At 42.7% G+C, this 19,909-nt stretch carries 14 protein-coding genes and 1 rRNA gene; 5 read left to right on the forward strand and 10 right to left on the reverse strand.

Annotation, left to right across the window (positions count from 1 at the left end):
* Positions 1–84: 84 nt before the first annotated feature.
* Complete coding sequence (locus LC608_RS13805; protein WP_229554077.1) at positions 85–336, forward strand: hypothetical protein; 252 nt, start codon at positions 85–87, stop codon at positions 334–336.
* 321 nt (positions 337–657) lie between these two features.
* Here LC608_RS13805 and LC608_RS13810 read toward each other — a convergent pair whose 3' ends face one another.
* The 4 genes from LC608_RS13810 to LC608_RS13820 form a co-directional block, all read right to left on the reverse strand.
* A complete protein-coding gene (locus tag LC608_RS13810) occupies positions 658–996 on the reverse strand; it encodes a CpeR family transcriptional regulator (protein WP_229554078.1) in 339 nt (112 codons plus the stop codon).
* Positions 906–1,100: a hypothetical protein gene (locus LC608_RS37270; protein WP_308189870.1), complete on the reverse strand. Its 195-nt coding sequence runs from the start codon at positions 1,098–1,100 to the stop codon at positions 906–908. Before LC608_RS37270 ends, LC608_RS13810 begins: the two co-directional genes overlap by 91 nt.
* A gap of 4 nt (positions 1,101–1,104) precedes the next feature.
* Entirely contained in the window at positions 1,105–1,278 is a 174-nt protein-coding gene (locus LC608_RS13815) for a phycobiliprotein lyase (RefSeq protein WP_229554079.1), read from the reverse strand.
* Between the two features lie 318 nt (positions 1,279–1,596).
* On the reverse strand, positions 1,597–2,517 hold the full coding sequence (locus LC608_RS13820; protein WP_229554080.1) for a phosphorylase: 921 nt from the start codon (positions 2,515–2,517) through the stop codon (positions 1,597–1,599).
* Positions 2,518–2,695: 178 nt separating this feature from the next.
* Between LC608_RS13820 and LC608_RS13825 the strand changes: the two genes are divergently transcribed.
* The gene (locus LC608_RS13825) at positions 2,696–3,958 is read left to right on the forward strand and encodes an HhoA/HhoB/HtrA family serine endopeptidase (RefSeq protein WP_229554081.1); all 1,263 of its coding nucleotides are present in this window, start codon (positions 2,696–2,698) and stop codon (positions 3,956–3,958) included.
* Positions 3,959–4,100: 142 nt separating this feature from the next.
* Here LC608_RS13825 and LC608_RS13830 read toward each other — a convergent pair whose 3' ends face one another.
* The gene (locus LC608_RS13830) at positions 4,101–6,287 is read right to left on the reverse strand and encodes an EAL domain-containing protein (protein WP_229554082.1); all 2,187 of its coding nucleotides are present in this window, start codon (positions 6,285–6,287) and stop codon (positions 4,101–4,103) included.
* 543 nt (positions 6,288–6,830) lie between these two features.
* Here LC608_RS13830 and LC608_RS13835 point away from each other — a divergent pair.
* The gene (locus LC608_RS13835; protein ID WP_229554083.1) at positions 6,831–12,470 is read left to right on the forward strand and encodes an AAA family ATPase; all 5,640 of its coding nucleotides are present in this window, start codon (positions 6,831–6,833) and stop codon (positions 12,468–12,470) included.
* 8 nt (positions 12,471–12,478) lie between these two features.
* Complete coding sequence (locus LC608_RS13840) at positions 12,479–12,946, forward strand: response regulator (RefSeq protein ID WP_229554084.1); 468 nt, start codon at positions 12,479–12,481, stop codon at positions 12,944–12,946.
* A 27-nt stretch (positions 12,947–12,973) separates the two neighbouring features.
* Here the strand turns inward: LC608_RS13840 and aroF are convergent, their stop codons facing one another.
* From aroF to glyQ, 5 genes are all read right to left on the reverse strand, one after another.
* Positions 12,974–14,032: a 3-deoxy-7-phosphoheptulonate synthase gene (gene aroF / locus LC608_RS13845; protein ID WP_229554085.1), complete on the reverse strand. Its 1,059-nt coding sequence runs from the start codon at positions 14,030–14,032 to the stop codon at positions 12,974–12,976.
* Between the two features lie 272 nt (positions 14,033–14,304).
* Positions 14,305–14,775 carry a PAM68 family protein gene (locus tag LC608_RS13850; RefSeq protein ID WP_229554086.1) on the reverse strand — a complete coding sequence of 157 codons (471 nt, stop codon included), beginning with the start codon at positions 14,773–14,775 and terminating at the stop codon, positions 14,305–14,307.
* A 12-nt stretch (positions 14,776–14,787) separates the two neighbouring features.
* Entirely contained in the window at positions 14,788–15,057 is a 270-nt protein-coding gene (rpsO, locus tag LC608_RS13855) for a 30S ribosomal protein S15 (RefSeq protein WP_041565894.1), read from the reverse strand.
* 658 nt (positions 15,058–15,715) lie between these two features.
* The gene (locus LC608_RS13860; protein ID WP_229554087.1) at positions 15,716–18,070 is read right to left on the reverse strand and encodes a ComEC/Rec2 family competence protein; all 2,355 of its coding nucleotides are present in this window, start codon (positions 18,068–18,070) and stop codon (positions 15,716–15,718) included.
* A gap of 501 nt (positions 18,071–18,571) precedes the next feature.
* Positions 18,572–19,468 carry a glycine--tRNA ligase subunit alpha gene (gene glyQ, locus LC608_RS13865; protein WP_229554088.1) on the reverse strand — a complete coding sequence of 299 codons (897 nt, stop codon included), beginning with the start codon at positions 19,466–19,468 and terminating at the stop codon, positions 18,572–18,574.
* A 315-nt stretch (positions 19,469–19,783) separates the two neighbouring features.
* Between glyQ and LC608_RS13870 the strand changes: the two genes are divergently transcribed.
* Positions 19,784–19,909: ribosomal RNA gene (locus LC608_RS13870) — 16S ribosomal RNA — on the forward strand; the annotation flags it as partial.

Raw genomic sequence — 19,909 nt, forward strand, 5'->3', positions numbered from 1 at the left:
GGGTAAGCGATCGCTTTACTAGCACAATCATACACACTTTAGATATGTACAAGAAAATTGCCGTGCAAGACAAAGCGAAAAATTATGCATCGCCGGATTAACATCACCTTGCCAGATGAGACAATTGAACTAATTGATCGAGTCATTAAAAAAGGCTATTCTCTAGAGGAGATGCTATGCGATTCTCCAGAGGAGAGGCTACGCGATCGCTGTCGATTCATCAACGAAGCAGTGGAATATTATATTGCTCAAAAAGCCTTAGTGAATATTAGAGAACAGTTAAAAGAGGGAGCCATCCAACGGGCGAAACGCGATTTGGAGTTGGTGAAGTTTTGAGGCGATGTCTTGCGACAAGCTGCTACGCGTCTATGCACTTTCTAGAATTATTACACGCGATGCCTACGGGGTAAACTACGCTACCTTTTTAACTTGTGCTAAAGCGTTTGTCGTTTACGTCTTGGGAAGATTTTTAGTTATATTCTCTAACAAACTTAGACGGCTAACTGTTAATAACTAACAGCTAATCATCGTAAAAAATTAGCAATTAGACATTAACAATTAGCCGTCAACCCCCTTGGGGAGTATTTAAAATTCAAAACTTAATTTTGAATTGTAGTGTAGACGCCTGTCAGAAATATTTCCGCAGGATAGCATCTCTCAAACACGCTCATCAAATTTAGTGTATGCACTACCAGATTTTATCCAGTATTGTTTCAAAGTATGATGAGGCGTATGTAAACTAGCTTTTGCCTGATATAAAATTACTTGGCGATGATCGCCCATCCAAATTTTATTAATCGGTTCAACGGATATTACTGTTCCTCCTAAAGAAGCGACACATTGAGAAAATCTTTCAATGGTCGTATATTCTAATGTCTCGAAAATAAAAAAGTTGCCCGAACAAATCAAGTGGCGACTGCGAATCCAGCAGCGCATCTTTTTTTCAGCTTGTGGAGGTAACATTTTAGATTTAATAGATTCAAGCTGAATCGACATAAAGCGCTCACCACGGGTAATTCATCAGCAAAACTTTCCCGTTCTTCAAACCGCAAAGGGCTAGGGGTTGACTCCCATATTTGATCGTGGGTTTGAATATCCATACCTTTATCTAGACTTGTCCAAACAGATTTCTACTACCACCGCCGACTTATCGACGGATTGAGACTCAATGTCAGTGCTAGAAAGCACTTGTTCAAAGTGGGCGAATGCTAGATAACGATCGCACCATAGCGATCGCCATTGTCCAGTTGAAAGTTCAAAGAATTCAGTAATTTCCATTAGAAAAGTGATTTAAAAAGGTAGCTTACAATCCAAGAGGTATTTTGGCTAAAAAGTTATTTTCCTAGCCTCTTTGATCATAACCGCATTCAGCAGTGCTAAGTATTGTTAACGAGAGCGGGGTGTTGAGCCAGTGCTGAGTTGCCTAAAAAACTATTTGATATCTGCGTTCAGGGTTTAAAAGATGAAGATGTCACATTGAATTTTGGACTTATTTCGCCCACAGCGCGGCTTGTAGCTAAAATCTACAATTGGTACGGTCAAACACTTAAACTTTCACGAGTTATTGTGCGTAAATCTGCATTTCAAGTAGTTAACTTAGCATATAGCAACATTCTTGAGGATGGTCATCGGGCCTTGGGCTTTGAGAATCTCCATTTCTGCTGCATTCCGCACTAGTAAAGCACCAGCGAATCCTAATGAATTCACAGATATAGACTGGAAATGCTCCTGCGATCGCGGTACGATCAACATCCATTCTCGTGTCGCTAGCAAATTATAAGTACCAGATCCCACAGAATGCAGCAAAGTATGATAAACTTCCAGCGTTGCTTGTGCCCCTGCGAATGGCGATCGCACCCAATGGGGATTTAATGGTGCGAAAGCGTGTACAAAAGGAAATTTTGCTATTGCGTTGGTAAAGCCTACCGTTGGCGTAGCGGATGCACCAGAAGGTATCGATTCCTGAAATTGTGCTGCTGTTAGCAGAGGTTCAATAGGTATCTGCGGCCCCGAAGGTACAAGTGGAAGCGGCACTAATTGCAAATGTTTATGTCGCTGACTAGCACCTGCGGTTTTGCCACTGTTGTAAAATGCTAAACCATCAAAATCAGCCAAACATGCCCACATAGCTGTAAAATCTTCCAGGGTAAGTAAGCTTTCCTGTTCCTCGAAGGCACGGGTGATGATTAGCAGGTGATAATCAACAACATTAAATTTATTTAAAATACATACATGGGTATCGGAAATATCCGCCACAAATAAATCCTCTTCGTAGGGCAAAAAAGGATTAAACTCTTGACCAGAAGTAGCAGATTGTTTTTCTTGTTTCTTCTTGTCTGCTTTTTTGCGATTCAAGTTAGACAAAATCCGCACCAAAAACCGCACCCCATCCTGTTCAACAAATTCAAATTCTGTCGGAATCGACAGAAGTGCCCCGCATCGCAAAGCATGTTCAGTTCGTTCTTTAACACTTGTCCATAAAGTGCCAGGTTTAAGTAAGATTTTCCCCTGTGCCATTTTTATTCCTTCAGGCATAGTATAGAACACGCAGCGCTGTGCGCGTCTACAAATGACTATATTCCAAAACGGTTTAGTAAAATACCAAAGCTTTCACAACAACGCAATACCTTCGCAACAAAACTGTCACAAATTATATCTACATTAGTAATACATCTAAATATCCTTCCAGACAGCAATGCAAAACGAATCTCGCGACAGAGAACACCCATCAAATAGCATTTCACGTAACACTACTGAAGCCAAATACCCTAATCGAGCGCCCTGGAAAAAGGCTGCTGCCTCTCTATCGCTGGTGCTTCTGGGATCAGGTATGACATTAGCAGGCGGCTATATGGCTGGACATTCTCGGCAGGTGTCTGAGAGTGCATCTAATTTGGCAGTTAGTCGAGTAAATGCTGCTCCTCCATTACTAGCTGCCACAGATCCTAACTTTGTAACACGGGTGGTGCAAAAGGTCGGGCCAGCAGTAGTGCGGATTAACTCTTCCCGAACGGTAAGAAGCCGGATACCAGATGAATTTAACGATCCGTTTTTTCGCCGCTTTTTTGGTTCCCAACTGCCACAATCAAGAGAAAGGGTAGAACGGGGTACTGGTTCAGGTTTTATCATCAGTGCCGATGGTCGGATTCTCACTAATGCCCATGTGGTAGATGGTGCCGATACAGTTACAGTGACACTCAAGGATGGGCGCACCTTGCAAGGTAAGGTGTTAGGAAAAGATGAATTAACCGATGTTGCTGTTATCAAGGTTCAGGCAGAGAATCTACCTTCAGTAGCTTTGGGTAACTCAGATCAACTGCAACCGGGAGAATGGGCGATCGCGATCGGCAACCCCCTTGGACTAGATAATACAGTAACTACCGGAATCATTAGTGCTACCGGACGCAGTAGCAATCAAATCGGCGCTTCTGATAAGCGAGTAGAGTATATTCAAACTGACGCAGCGATTAATCCTGGTAACTCTGGCGGCCCCCTGCTAAATTCTCGTGGCGAGGTGATTGCCATGAATACAGCAATTATCCAAGGGGCACAAGGATTAGGCTTTGCTATTCCTATCAACACAGTCCAACGTATTTCCAGTCAACTAATAGCTACAGGCAAAGTAGAACATCCTTATCTGGGAATTCAGATGGTAGGGTTAACGCCTCAGCTAAAACAAAATATCAACTCAGATCCCAATAGCGGTTTGAGTGTGAATGAAGATAAAGGTGTATTAGTTGTGACAGTTGTCCCAAATTCACCAGCTGCTAAAGCAGGGATACGTGCTGGGGATGTGATTCAAAAGCTTGGCGGGCAAACAGTCACAGATGCCAGCAGTGTTCAAAAGGCAGTAGAAAATAGCCAAGTCGGGGGCGATTTACGCATGGAATTACGTCGCAATGGGCAAAGTCTTAACATAGCCGTGCAACCTGGTGCTTTCCCCACCCAAGTACAATAAAAAAATTTTGCTATCAATTGCATAAAAGTTAATTTTCTGGGATGGGTATTTTGCTCATCCTTTTTTTATCAAAAGATATTTGAGAAGCTTGGTGGTTATAAGTAGCAGCTACACTGAGAAAACCTGTAAAATAGACTGGGGATTAGGGACTAGAGATTGGGTCACAAGCTGATAAATACAAACTTTTACTTGCCAGAAGTGCTTCTGCTGTCTCGTAGCTTAGGGGCTTAGAGAACAGGTAACCTTGACCAAATTTGCATCCAAGTTGCTGTAACCATTGAAGTTGCTGTGGTGTTTCGATACCTTCTGCAACAACGGCTAGTTCAAGTTGATTGCTTAAAGCAATAATGGTACTAACAACCTGATAATTACGGTTTCCTTTCTGCATCTGACTCACAAAGGAGCGATCAATCTTCAAATTATCAGCCGGTAAACGATGGAGATAATTGAGCGATGAATAACCACTACCAAAGTCATCAATGCTGATTTGAATCTTTCTGGCCTTTAATTGGGTTAATAAATCAATTGTCTTACTGATATTATGAATCAACATACTCTCGGTGATTTCTAGGGTAATAAAATCGCCTTGTAAACCCGTTTGGGCTAGAGTTTTATCGATGTTTTCAATTAAGCTGGCTTGGCGAATATTTTGAGCAGAGAGGTTAATACTAATCTTGAGCGGAAAGTGACTAGCAAACTTGGTTTTCCAGTTTGCTATTTGTTGACAAGCACTCGAGAACATCCAGCGATCAATTTGCACAATTAGCCCAGTTTCTTCGGCAATAGGAATAAATTGCTCCGGCAAAATAAAGCCGCAAGTTGGGTGTTGCCAGCGTACCAATGCCTCAAATCCAATCAGCCGATATGCTTGCAGCTGCGCTTCTCTACAAGACGCTTGGCAAATGCGTTGGCTTTGCTCGTCGTAGACATCGCTAAGTATGTCAACAATGGGCTGATAGTATATAACGAACTCTTCTCGTTCTAGAGCTTTACGGATATCGGTTTCTAAAGTTAGTCGCTTTACGGCTTGAGTGTGCATTTCTATATCAAAAATTTTGTATGAACTTCTTTCTTCAGCTTTGGCTCTATACATGGCAATATCGGCATCTCGAAGTAAATCGGAGGCTTGAGAATAATCCTTTGTTCCTAAGACAATACCGATGCTCGTACTGATAACCACTTTGGAATCATTAAGTATCAATGGTGTTTGAAAATCTGTCAGGATACGTTCAGTAATTTGAATAGCCTTTTCAAGACCGGAAATATCCTCCAGCAGAATTACGAATTCGTCACCACCGATTCGAGCGACTAAATCAACCCCCCGCAGATGAGTTTTTAGCTTCTGAGCAATGGTCTTTAGTAGTTGATCTCCAGCTAAGTGTCCTAAGCTGTCATTGATCACTTTGAACCGATCTAGGTCGAGAAATAAGACGGCGTAACGGTAGGTTTCTGCTCGTTTAGCTCGGTTAATGGCTAGTTCCAGCCGCTCCACTAAAAGTGTCCGATTTGGTAAATCCGTCAATGGATCGTGCAAAGCATTGTGAGTAATCAGTTCTTGTGCATGTTTGCGATCGCTCACATCTAATAAAACACCATGCCACACAATATCCCCATTTTCTCGACACTCTGAACGAGCACTTGCCTGTACCCACTTAAGTTTGCCAGAGGGTGTAACTAATCGCCATTCATGAGAGAATGGTTTTAAAGTTTGAGCGCTTTCTTTGGCAGCTATATAACATCCAGCCCGGTCATCAACATGAATTTGTTCAAAGCAAAGAGAGGCATTTTCTAAAATTTGCTCTGGTGTTAACTCTAGAAGGTCTAGACAGCCTAAACTGATGTACTCAAAGACAACAGAACCATTAAAATGATGCACAAAGCTGTAAATTATTCCCGGTATATTAGACGCTAATGTTTGTAGCAGATTTTGGGCTTGTTTGCGCTCTACCCGCACCTGAGCATCCCGAAGTTCTCGACGCACCGCCACTGGCAATCGATTTAAGTTGTCTTTCATTAAATAATCGTGAGCACCCGCTTTCATCATTTCCACAGCAGATACTTCGCCGATTGTGCCAGAAACCAGAATGAAAGGAATATCTTTCTGACTCTGCTGGGCTATTTCCAGAGCCATAGGAGCATTGAAGCCAGGCAATCGGTAATCTGAAATTATGACATCCCAAGTACGGCTATTTAGGGCTGTGTGTAGTTCTTGAGCCGTTTGGACACGTTGCCAGATTGGATTGAAACCACCGCGACGCAGTTCACAGATAATTAACATGGCATCGGTTTCTGAATCTTCAACCATCAGGACATTCAAGGGTTCACTCATATCTCATACCTCATAATCTCCTTGATAAAATTTGAGTTAATCCGCCACATTTTCATCCCACAACACTGATTGGCTGCTAAGAAATATGGTCAACAGATGCGCCAACGATTTGCAAGCTGGCGAGTGAACGGGTGTTCAAGTGGCTGGCTAATCTCGCCTTTGTCTAAGCTCAAGAGAGAAATAACAAATAGTTTCTTTAGATATACCCGCTTAGTTAACTTGATACTGCCCCTAATATAGTTCAGCAGGAGTTTACCCAATACGGTTTGGATAAGCTCTTGAGGCAGGCGGTGCAGGGGAGGCAGGCGAGGAAAGAGAGTTATTATTAAGCAATTTCTCTCCCCCTGCTTCTTTTCTCCCCCTGCAACGCCAGCTCGCCTCAACAGATAACTTTGATTAACCGAACCGTATTGATAGTAACTGGATTTACGCCGTACTGTACTCTAGATAAATGAATTAATCAGGGGTTCGACTATTATATAATCGGGCTTATGAGTCAACCCTGCATTGCCCCTCAGTGTATCAATTTAAGGCGGTTGAACCATGCTAGAAATTCCTGAATATAAAATTTGGGCAAAAATCCATGAAAGTGCTAATTCACGGGTCTATCGGGGAATTCGTGAACGGGATAATTTGCCTTTAATCTTCAAAATTTTGAAGAAAGACTACCCCACCCCAGAGGAAATCACACGCTATAAGCTCGAATACGAAATTACGCGCAGCTTATCATTGGAAGGCGTTATCCAGGCTTACGGCTTGCAGCAATATCAAAGTACTTTTGTGATCATTCTGGAGGATTTTGGAGGGGAATCTTTAACAAAAATTATAGCGATAAGAAGGTTTTCCTTAACAGAGTTTCTGAAGTTAGCTGTTCAGATCGCTGAAGCTTTAGGTGAAATTCATACCGCAAATATTATTCATAAGGATATTAATCCATCTAATATTGTTTTAAATATAGAAACACAACAACTTAAAATTATTGACTTTGGGATTTCAACTGCGCGATCGCAGGAAACATTAACTCTCAAAAATTCAATAGTATTAGAGGGAACATTAGCTTACATCTCTCCAGAGCAAACAGGCAGAATGAACCGTTCTCTGGACTACCGAACTGATTTTTACTCTCTAGGTGTCACCTTCTATCAACTGTTGACCCATCGACTGCCGTTTGAATCTAGTGATGCACTGGAGTTGATTCATTACCACCTGGCTCTGGAACCTGTTCCACCTCATGTAATTGATCCAGAAATTCCTGTAATAGTTTCAGAAATTGTCCTGAAACTATTAGCTAAAACCGCAGAGGATCGGTATCAAAGTGCCTGGGGAATTAAAACTGATTTAGAACAGTGTTTAATCGAGCTACAACATAGGGGACGAATTGAGCCTTTTTTGTTAGCGCAACAGGATATTTCTGATAAGTTTCATATCCCGGAAAAACTCTATGGCAGAGAAAGAGAAGTTGAGATATTATTAGCAGCATTTGCCAGAGTAGCAGGTAACAGAGATGGGGAGAGGGAGGAACTGTCTGCTTCTCAAGTTGAACTGATGCTGATAGCAGGATACTCCGGTATTGGCAAGTCAGTATTGGTGCAGGAAATTTATAAACCCATTACGCAACAACGGGGCTACTTTATTTCGGGCAAATTTGACCAGTATCAGCGCAATATTCCTTACTTTGCGATCGCTCAAGCCTTTGAGTTACTCATCAAACAATTACTGACCGAAGACGAGGTACAGCTGTGTCAGTGGCGTGACAACCTTTTAACTGCTCTCGCCTCAAACAGTCGCGTCATTACCCAGGTAATTCCAACATTGGAATTAATTGTCGGCAATCAACCAGACGTACCAATTCTACCGCCAACAGAAGCCCAAAATCGCTTTCACCAAGTCTTCCAAAATTTCATTCGCGTCTTTACCCAGCCAGAACATCCACTCGTCATCTTTTTAGATGATCTCCAGTGGGCAGATAATGCCTCGCTGAAGCTAATTCAACTGTTAGCTACCTCCACTGAGAAACAATCGTTGTTGTTGATGGGGGCATACCGGGATAACGAGGTAAATGCAGCCCATCCCCTGATCCAGATGGTGGAGGAAATTCGCCAAGGGAAAGGAGTAGTAAACCAAGTTTCTCTTTCAGCATTGAGCCTACCCGATATCAATCAGCTGATTGCAGATACATTACACTGCCAACCAGAAAATTCCCTGCCGTTAGCGGAACTGGTGCAATTAAAAACTGGTGGTAATCCCTTTTTTATCAATGAATTTTTGAAATCTCTCTACACGGAAGGGTTACTGGAATTTGATCGCCAAACAAATAAATGGCAATGGTCGATAGAGCAAATTCACAATCAAGGAATTACCGATAATATTGTGGAGTTGATGGCAGGCAAGATTCAAAAACTCAACATTCAGACGCAGGAAATGTTACAGCTATCTGCCTGCATTGGCAACTCTTTTGATTTGGAAACCCTGGCATTTGCGGCTGAACTATCCCAACGGGAAGCCGCGCAAGCATTGGGAGTGGCGATCGCCCAAGGCTTGATTCTGCCCCTGACCAATGCCCACAAATCAGTTCTATTGGATGTGCCACTCCCTGGCAACCCTGCCATTGAATACAAATTTGCTCACGATCGCATTCAGCAGGCAGCCTATTCTTTGATGCCAGAAGCTAGGCAAACAATCATCCACCTGCAACTTGGAAAATGCTTGCTACAAAATACTCCAGTCGAACAACGACAACAAAAAATATTTGATATCACTAATCAACTTAACTTGGGTAAAGCGCTGATTGAACAGCAATCAGAGGGAGATGAACTAGCAGAGTTAAATTGCTTGGCAGGTGAGAAAGCCAATGCCTCTGCTGCCTATAATTCTGCCCTACAGTATTTTCAGACTGCTTTATCTTTGCTAGCAAAAGATTGCTGGCAAAGGCAATATGCCCTTACCCTGAAGCTCTACATTAAGGCAGCGGAAGCCGAATATTTGAATATCCATTTTGAGCAGGCAAACATCCTGGCAGAGATTGCTTTAAATAACGCTGCAAACTTACTCGATCGCGTCAGAGTCTACGAATTACAGATGCAAATTTGTATGGCACAGATCGAACTAGTGAAAGCGATCGAGATTGGTTTGCAAGTTCTAGAACAACTCGGTATTTCTCTGGTGATTCTAGAAAAAGAAGAGAGCCTACTGATCCAGTTGCCTAGCCTCGCCACCTTATCAGCCATGCCTGTGATGACCGATCCATACAAACTTTCTACTATGCAGATTTTGATAATTTTGTGTGGACCTGTGTTTATGGCGAAGCCGGAAAGTTTTCCGCCGCTGATCATCACTATGATTAATGTTTGTCTTGAGTACGGTAACTCATCATTCTCTGCATTTGGTTATGGTCTTTATGGCTTGCTGCTGTCTGGAACAGGTAGGGTCGAGGAGGGATATCACGCTGGAAAAATTGCCCTAGAACTGCTCGAAATGTTCAACACCAGAGAACTGACTGCAAAAATTTATAACTTATTCAACTCTAATATTAGAACCTGGAAAGAACATGCAAAAAATAGCATTGCTCCCTTGCAAGAAGCGGTACAGGTTGGGCTAGATACCGGAGATATTGAATGGGGTGGTTATGCGGCTGCTAACCTCTGTAGCTATCTGTTTTTCTGTGAAGACAATCTGGGCGCAGCTGTTCAACAGCAGGCAATCTACGTTGACATCTGCATCAAAATTCAACAAGAGATCCCAACTTACTTTACTCAAATATGGAGACAGCTAGGGTTAAATTTGCGCGGATTTGCAAAAGAGCGATGTCACTTAATTGGTGAGAGCTTTAATGAAGCGGATATGCTACCACGTTTAATTGCAGCAAAAACGGGCACAGTTCTGTACATTTTTTATGTTGCTAAGACCATTCTGCTGTATCACTTCGGCGAGTATGACCAAGCATTAAAACAGGTACACTTGGCACAGCAGCAAGCAGGTGCTGCTTTTGGGTTTATGCAGGTAGCAGTTCTCAACTTTTACCATTCCCTGGCGCTTTTGGCGGATTATTCGGAAGTTCAGCCTAATTACCAACAAACTTATCTACAACAGGTTGAAGCAAACCAGAAACAGATGCAGTTCTGGGCACACCATGCCCCAATGAATTATCTGCACAAGTGGCACTTGGTAGAAGCAGAAAGCTATCGGGTTTTGGATCAAGGGGTGGCAGCAATGGATGCCTACGATCGCGCCATTACCCTGGCGAGAGAAAACGAATACCTCCAAGAAGAGGCTCTGGCAAACGAACTAGCAGCAAAGTTTTATCTGGCAAACAACCGGATAACGATCGCCAAAGCCTATCTGCAAGAGGCAAGGTATGGTTATTTAAGGTGGGGGGCAACCGCGAAAGTCCAGCAGATGGACAAGCAGTATCCCCAACTGCTAGAGATAGGCTCAGAAAGAACCGAAAAACGTAAAGTTGAGACTACAGAATCGACTTCAAGTAAGTTAGAAGCACTGGATCTAGAAACGGTTTTGAAAGCTTGCCAAGCGATCGCCAGTGAAATTTTACTAGATAAACTCCTGGTAAAACTGATGACCATCCTGATTGAGAATGCTGGGGCGCAAACGGGTTATCTAATTTTGCCAACACAAGACGAATGGCGGGTTGAGGCGATGGGGTCGATTGGCAATAAGACAGTAGCCGTTTTGCAATCAATTCCCCTGGAATCGATATCAGCAGACAGCACTCCTTACTTGCCAACTGCCCTGATTAATTACGTGGCTCGCACCCAAGAAAGCATCGTCCTCGACAATGCTGCTCAATTCGGCAACTTTCAATCTGAACCCTGGATTGTGCAGCACCAATCGAAATCAATTCTTTGTGCCCCTCTTTTGAACCAGAGAAAACTGACTGGAATTGTCCTTTTAGAAAATAATCTCACCACCAGCGCCTTTACCCCAGATCGAATTGAAATTTTCCGTTTACTTTCTACTCAGGCAGCTATTTCCATTGACAATGCCCGTCTATTGAAGCAGGAGGAAGAACTGAATCAATCTTTACGGGCTGAAATTGACGAACGCCGAAGAGCAGAGAAAGACCGCGATCGCTTAATTACCATCCTAGAAGCATCAACCGATCATATTGGCATGTCCACTCCCCAAGGCAATGTTTTTTGGAATAATAGTCAAGCCAGAAAATTGGCAGGCATACCACTGGATGCAGACATCACCACCATGAGCGTCCCCAACTACCATCCTCAGTGGGCATTTGATATTATCCAAAATCAAGGCATTCCGGCAGCTATCCAAGATGGTAGTTGGGTTGGTGAAACCGCGTTGTTGGACGGTGATGCCAGAGAAATTCCGGTTTCCCAAATGATTATTGCTCACAAAGCTACAGATGGCAGTCTGGAATATTTTTCTACGATCATGCGCGATATCAGTGCCCTGAAAGCGGTAGAGGCAGAAGTCCGCCAACTGAATACTGAATTGGAAGAACGGGTAATACAGCGAACTGCCCAATTGCAATCTGCCAACAAAGCGTTAGAGGCTTTTTCCTACTCTGTTTCTCATGATTTACGGGCACCATTGCGAGCGATCGTTGGTTTTTCTAGAATGATGCAAGAAGATTATGGTGAGCAACTCGATGCGGAAGGCAATCGTTATCTGAAAATTGTGCGAGAGAATGCCAAACGCATGGGTGAGTTGATCGATGATCTGTTGAACCTATCCCGCCTAGATCGTAAGGAAATGTCTCGGCAGCCCGTCTTGCCAAATGAGATAATTCAACAGGTGCTGAGTGATTTAGCCCCGGATTTGCAGGGTCGTCAGATTGAGTTTGCGATCGCTGATTTACCTATATGTCAGGCTGACCTTTCACTGCTCAAACAAGTTTGGATAAATCTGTTATCGAATGCGATTAAGTACACTCGTTACAAATCCCCTGCTTATATTCAAGTGGGCTATGAGGTTATGGATGGGGAAGAAGTGTATTTCGTTAAAGATAATGGAGCAGGATTTAATATGCAATATGCCGATAATCTGTTTGGGGTATTCCAACGCCTGCACCGCGAACAAGATTTTGCAGGTACAGGGATCGGACTAGCGATCGTGCAACGCATTATTCAACGCCACGGCGGGCGCATTTGGGCCGAAGCAGTGGTCAATCAAGGCGCGACCTTTTATTTCACCCTTCAAGGGTAAACTAAGCCATGACTGATCAACCCACTGACCCATCTTCGGAACAACCAATTTCCATTGTGTTGGTTGAAGATAATCCTACTGATGCAGAATTAACTATCCGGGCATTACGTCGCGCTAGAATCAGCAATCACATTCAACTGCTCGAAGATGGAGCCGAAGCCCTCGATTTTTTCTTTTGTCGGGGAGACTATGCCCACCGTAGCATGACGAATCAACCCAAAGTCATTTTGCTGGATTTGAAACTGCCAAGAATAAGTGGATTAGAAGTTTTACGGCAACTCAAGTCTGACCCACGCACACAAATGATTCCGATTGTGGTACTGACCTCTTCTGCTGAAGACCAGGATATGATCGAGAGTTACCAGCTTGGGGTGAATAGCTACATCGTCAAACCTGTTGATTTTGAACAATTTAACCAAGCAGTCCAACAGCTTGGTTTTTATTGGGTTTTATTCAACCGATCACCAGTTTCTTAAATCAATAAATGCAGTTGCAACTTAATTCTAAGTCAGAGCTACTGCTGCTTGCTGCCAGCGCCCCATCGCCTTCCCAATCACTGCTAATTCTTGCATCAACCTATCGAAACGGTCTGGTGTGAGAGATTGGGGCCCGTCGGATAAGGCTTTGGCAGGGTTGGGGTGAACTTCTATCATCAGGGAATCTGTGCCAGCTGCGATCGCAGCCATCGCCATTGAAGGCACAAACTCAGACCAACCTACACCGTGGCTGGGGTCAATCATAATTGGCAGGTGAGTCAGCTTTCGCAACACTGGTACTACTGATAAATCCAGCGTATTTCGCGTATACTGACGGTCAAAGGTGCGTATTCCCCTTTCACACAAAATTACATTGGGATTGCCAGATGCCAGAATATACTCGGCTGCCATCAACCAATCTTCAATAGTAGCCGCCATTCCTCGCTTCAACAGAACTGGTTTCGGCTGCGCTCCCACTTTTTTGAGCAAGGAGAAATTCTGCATATTCCTTGCCCCCACCTGGATTACATCAGCAATTTCGGCAATTTTATCTAGGTCAGCAGCATCCATTACTTCTGTAATAATACCTAGTCCACTTACTTCCCGCGCCTTTGCCAACAAATCCAAAGCACTCTCGCCGTGTCCTTGGAAGGCATAAGGTGAAGTCCGGGGTTTGTATGCGCCGCCGCGCAAAAATTTAGCTCCAGCCGTCTTAACGCGCCGTGCAGTCTCCACAATCATTTCTTCATTTTCTACCGAGCAAGGACCGGCAACGACTACTAAAGGCTGGTGTTCACCAAATACCACCGCTCCATTAGGAGTATTAACTACTACTTCTGAAGCTTCGCCGTGGCGGTACTGACGACTGGCTCGTTTGTAAGGCTGCTCTACCCGCAACACCTGCTCAATCCAAGGACTAAGTTCCTGAATTTGTAGTGGATCTAAGCTGGCGGTTTCACCTACTAAACCAATAACTACTTTGTGTTGACCAACAATTTTTTCTGGAGTTAGCCCCCAGCTAGTTAGTTCCTCATCAATGCGGTTTATTTCCGCCTCTGGGGAACCACTTTTCATTACTATAATCATGTGAAAGTTCCTAATTATTAATTGAGTAAAATTGTCTGTAAGTGGACTAGCTTTATTGTTGCTTATTAGCCTAATTACAAAGAGTTAAAAATAAAATTTATTTACAAAATATAGCGCTCAGTCAGTAATTATACCGCTAAATAACTGGATATAGAGTATAAAAAAGATTATATAACTTTAATTAGCAATGTTGAAGTTATAAAATTTCAACTTCAACATTCACTTCTTCATCTACCCAATACCGCAGTTATCTAATACCTGAGCGCCGATCATTATGAGTTTTTTTGGCGAGTTTCGCGCCAAACTGCCACCATTCGTCCCCAATTGGTGTTGAACTCACCCAATCCCAGCAAACTTCCGACTCTTTCTTCATCCCAAGAGGCAGAAAGAACGCCATAAGTTATCCCTAAAACCCCCAAACCAAATAATCCCATGTTCACCAATAACACGGCGATGGGAGGTAGTTGGATCTTGGAGTAGATAGCCAGCAAATAGCTGACAACTAGGACGCTAATGCCCAAACCTGTTGGTACACCACAGAACCCAGCTACCCGGCGGATCATCCTCTGGCTGACTACTTGGGGAATAGCCATCTCTTGTTTGGTGTAAGACCGTTTTCTATCAGCTTGTTTGCCAGATTCTTGTGGCTGTGCTGCTGGTTTACTTTGAGCTTTTGCGGGTTTTTGGCGCTTTTTGTTTGGTTCAAAGGGCAAGCGACTGCGTTCAGATTCTTCAGCAGACATAAGCGGTAATCCCTATCCACGAATACCGAGACGAGCGATCAAAGCTTGATACTTTTCCCGACTTTCTTGTGATATATAGGCTAGAAGACGCTTGCGCTGCCCAATTAGCTTTAACAGTCCCCGCCGGGAAGAATGGTCTTTTTTATTTGCCTGAAGATGTTCACTGAGGCGGTTAATGCGCTCAGTTAGCATGGCAACTTGGACATCGGCCGAACCAGTGTCGGTTTCGTGAACTTGGTAGTTGGAAATTATTTCTTGTTTCCGCAGTTGCGTCAGAGCCATGATCGATTCAATTTCTAGTTTTTCTAAATGTATGTAGCAGTCTCCCATAATATCACAGCCATCAAGCTGGATGTGGAATCATCTTTACTTCTACGCCTTGCACTTTAGAAGACTAAGTAAGTCAAAAGCCAGACTCCAGTATCCTCTAGTAGTAGACGCCCTAGTAAATCGTATTCGGATATATAACATTTTTATCAAGCTATCTACAAATTGCTAATCATTGTGATAATCTTTTTGTTTGATAATCACACTTCAATATGAGATACCAAGTAGGGGGTAGTCTTTGCAGTGATGATCGCACGTATGTTATCCGTAAGGCAGACGAAAAACTTTATACAAGCCTGAAGATGGTGATTTTTGTTACGTCTTCAATTCTCGCCAGATGGGCAAGTCATCGCTACAGTGGGTAAGAATAAATTAAACTATGTTAAAGTGACCAGATTCTCTTAATAGTAAGAGTTTCAGTTTTTACTGCAAATCTGAAATTCTTCATAACCGATTTATTTACCCTAAGCATACGGTTAGCACCAACTCAGTAAATTGACCTTTCTCAGACCTTTTGAGAGGTTACTTCCTTCCGAATAGCTATACATCTATCTTTAGTTAGTTTTGCTTAAAAATAAATATTGTGTTTTTGAATTTACTTATTTTTGAGTTTTTATAAGACAGAAGACTTATTTTCTGTAGCTTCAATAAATGACTCAAACTCACCATTAGGTGTCCATTGAATAGCCCCATCTCGTCCTGTAAAAAACAGTTTGGTTTGGCTTTGATTCAATTCAGATAAAGCTTTTGTATCAAAGTTGGCAGAAGAAGCGATCGCCACTTGTGGTTGCAGAGCAATAACTAAATCTTTTAATGACTGAGGAGCACACCATAATACTTGTGGACGAGGTAAACTCCCACTCTTAACTAGTTGCTGTACTTCTTTAGACTTGATATTACCTACTAATAACCAATTTTGACCTAAAATCTGCAATTGTAAAATAGGTAATTGCTCGTTGATTAATTGTACTACTATTGAACCCGTTTTCACAGCTTGACCAACTGCTAACGGTTGGTAAGATCCTTGATGCTTTTGTAGTTCTTGTTGAATTGCCTGAGTCGTAATGGAATTTTCTGACTTTGCGGAATATTCATAAAAATTATTGATAGGTAAACGTTGCAGTAATTCCAACCAAGCATTACTTTCATTGCCTTGAAAATCAGTTGCGATCGCCCAATTAATTTGATTTACACCCTGTTGTTGCAAAAACGGTAAAATTGTAAAACGTCCTGTCCCTTCATCGCCACTATTAATTACAGTTACAGTACCTCTATCTTGAACAACTACAATTGGTTCCGTACCAGATTCTAATACCGTTATCCTAAACAATGTATTTGTAGAATGCCAAAGAGGGATGAATACTAAACCAATGGCAATCACATTAGCAAACCACCACCGCTTCTGCCACCAAGGGACTAGGCAAACTAATAGAATTAATGCATAAATCGCCAGAAGTTGCCAAGTAGATATGCTGCCTAGAGCAACAGAATTTCCTGGCAGTTTGCTAAAAAACTCCACTAATTTAATTAGCCAATCAGTCGGGTAATGTAACACCGCAGCTAAAAAACTTCCAGCCTGCGTCCAAATTAAACCTACCAAGGCACTGATGATTCCACCTATACTAATTATCGAAATTAATGGAGTACTAACTACATTCAGCAACAAACTATAAGATGGTACAACCCCAAAGACAAAAAGTTGCACAGGTAAAGTCCAAATAGTAGCAGCTAGGGGAACAGCAATCAAAGCTGCGATCGCAGGTGGTAACCATGCTAGACGATTGACTAAGGCGGGTACTGTTACGATTAATCCTAGTGTTGCTAAAAAACTCAATTGAAAACCTAAATCCCAAATCCATAACGGATTAAACATTAATAATAAAGTCGCTGCTAATAGTAATGAGCCGAACTGTTTTACTTTTCTTTTTAATAGCAAACCAACTAAAGCCGCAAAACCCATAATTACGGCTCTAAGAACCGCAGGTTGAAAACCTGTTAAACTCAGAAAAATGATTAAAGCCAAAAAGCCAAGGGTAAATTGCGTTCCTTTTCTTGCCCGCCTCGTTAACTGTAAAATCACACTCAAAATCAAAGAAGTTTGGAACCCAGAAGCTGCTAAAGCATGAGCTAATCCTGCTTGTACAAATAAGTCGCGGATATCGTAGGGTAAATCAACAGCTTTGCTTCCCAACACCATTGCGCTGACAAGGGGCCCTTCTGGGATACCCAACCAACGAACTTGCGATCGCACAATTCGCTCCCGAATTTGCCACCATCCCCATTTACGTTCCTGATCCAAAACATTTACTTGTCTTCCAATCAAACCAGCAAACGTTCCTTCCTGCTTGAGAAACTTCTGAAAATCGAAACCACCAGGATTTGAAGCCGCCTTTGGTTTGTACAAAATCCCAGTCACAGCAATTTGTTGACTAGGGTATAACCCAGTAGCCTGAAGTATAGGCACTGTCACATACAATTTACCTGTAACCCCTTTTGGCACACCTGCTGAACCTTTGTCATTTTTGACTTCATCTAGCTGAGTCGCTTCCAGCCAAAATTGTCCTCGTTGACTGCGAGTTAAGCGGGGATTACTCACCACTTCGCCACGAACAATTACAAGTTGTTCTTGATTACTGCTATTTCCAAGCGGAACGAACTGACTAATATCTTTTGCACCTGGCTGCGGCACTCGCCATTGAAAATATAGAGTTGCCAATAATCCCACCAAGCCAGCAGCTAGCCATATTCGAGGATGGGGGTTAGTTTGCCAAGTGTTAGACACAGCCTTATTTTTGCTCCCAGCATTTTCTGGTTTCTGAGCAAGTTGTCGTGAACTGGTGCGTCTTCTAAAAAGAATTGCTCCCACTATCCCCAGAACCAAAATCCATACACTACCCCAAGGAACTGCTGTAAACAACAACCCAAAAATGTAGCCAAGACAAATAATTACACCACTGGTTTGAATCATAAGATTTTTTGTAAAAGCGTCTGACAACCCGAATTTGCAGCTGACTTAAAAATAGCTAGGGCAGCAATATAGAAAAATCGGCATTGCTGAATTTGGCTATGAAATTCAAAAATAAAATATTCCAAACTCCTATTATCTGCGCTTAGAGCGCCTAAGCGTGAGTTTTTCATCTCTTTAATCAGCAACAGCGAAAATTTTTATCCTTGTGGTGAAATATAGTCCATCAAGTTTATACAAAAAAAGCCCGCACAGGCGGGCCTTATCCTTGTAGTTTTAATGTTCTAGACTCAATATTTAACTGTATTTTTGTCCTTTAGCAAAAGCCGCATCATGAAGATATACCTAGCTTAAACCTCAGCAGAGCATGGATAATTGGCAAAACTATACGTACCTAGCCTGCCAGAAAGCAAAGCGCCTATGCGTTTACTTTGCGTTCCTCTGCTTTTAAAACCTTACGTTTTTACGCAAAGCTGTACTTAGTTCGAGTAGCCGCACCTTTTATCATATTGGGCTTCCTGTTGAACTTACAGTATCTTTGAGTAACGGAAAACCCAACTTCTCCCTTTGCTCAACATATAAATGAGCTACCTTCCTAGCTAAATGCCGAATTCTGGCAATATAGCGAGTTCTCTCCGTCACAGAAATCACACCTCTAGCATCCAGCAGATTGAACGTGTGCGAACACTTCATTACATAATCTAAGCTAGGCAAGACCAATCCTCGCTCCGTCAATTGGGTAGCTTCCTGCTCATATAAATTAAATAGTGTCAGTAGCAACTCAGGATTCGACGCTTCAAAGTTGTATGTACACTGCTCAATCTCACTTTGCAAGAAAACATCCCCATAAGTAACGTTGTCTGTCCACTGGATCTTTGTAAATGCTTCTACTTGCTGGAGATACATTGTTAGCCGCTCTAACCCGTATGTAATCTCAATCGACACCGGACGACAATCAATTCCCCCACACTGTTGGAAATAGGTAAATTGAGTAACTTCCATTCCATCTAACCATACTTCCCAGCCAGTGCCCCAAGCTCCCACCGTCGCATCTTCCCAGTTATCCTCTACAAACCGAATATCGTGGTCTTCAGGACGAATACCTAAAGCCCTTAACGAATCAAGATAAATCTCCTGAATATTATCTGGCGACGGCTTGATTAGAACTTGATACTGATAATAGTGCTGGAAGCGATTGGGGTTTTCGCCATAGCGTCCATCTGTAGGGCGACGACAGGGTTCAACGTAAGCAACAGCCCACGGTTCCGGTCCCAATGCTCTTAAAAATGTCTGGGGATTTTTAGTACCTGCCCCCTTCTCAATGTCGTAGGGCTGGGCTATGAGACAACCGCGATCGCCCCAAAACTGATGCAACAAAGCTATAACCGACTGAAAATTCACGCTTCCCCCTTCTTTGGTCAGCACAGTGCATAAACCATTGTTGCCTAGAACCGGGCAGTGTGGGGAGTTTCAAGGGGAATCAGAAGCGGTCCAAAAGATTTTTGGAAAAATAGTTGACACAATTAATTAGGTTCGTTATATTGAATAAGTGCCTGAAGCGAAGCGAAGAGAAGCGACGCTAAAAGGTGAACCGAACCTTGAAAATATTATAGTTTGAAAGCGAAAAGACAGCAAGTAGTTTGCGTCAAGAAAATAAAGATAACTAAGCTGAAGTTAAAAAAGAGCAGCTAAATGTATTGAGCTATAGAGCTTTCCAAAACGGAGAGTTTGATCCTGGCTCAGGATGAACGCTGGCGGTATGCTTAACACATGCAAGTCGAACGAAGCCTTTCGGGGCTTAGTGGCGGACGGGTGAGTAACGCGTGAGAATCTGGCTTCAGG

Origin of the sequence: Nostoc sp. XA010, assembly GCF_020829625.1 — a bacterium.
Taxonomy (GTDB): Bacteria; Cyanobacteriota; Cyanobacteriia; order Cyanobacteriales; family Nostocaceae; genus Nostoc.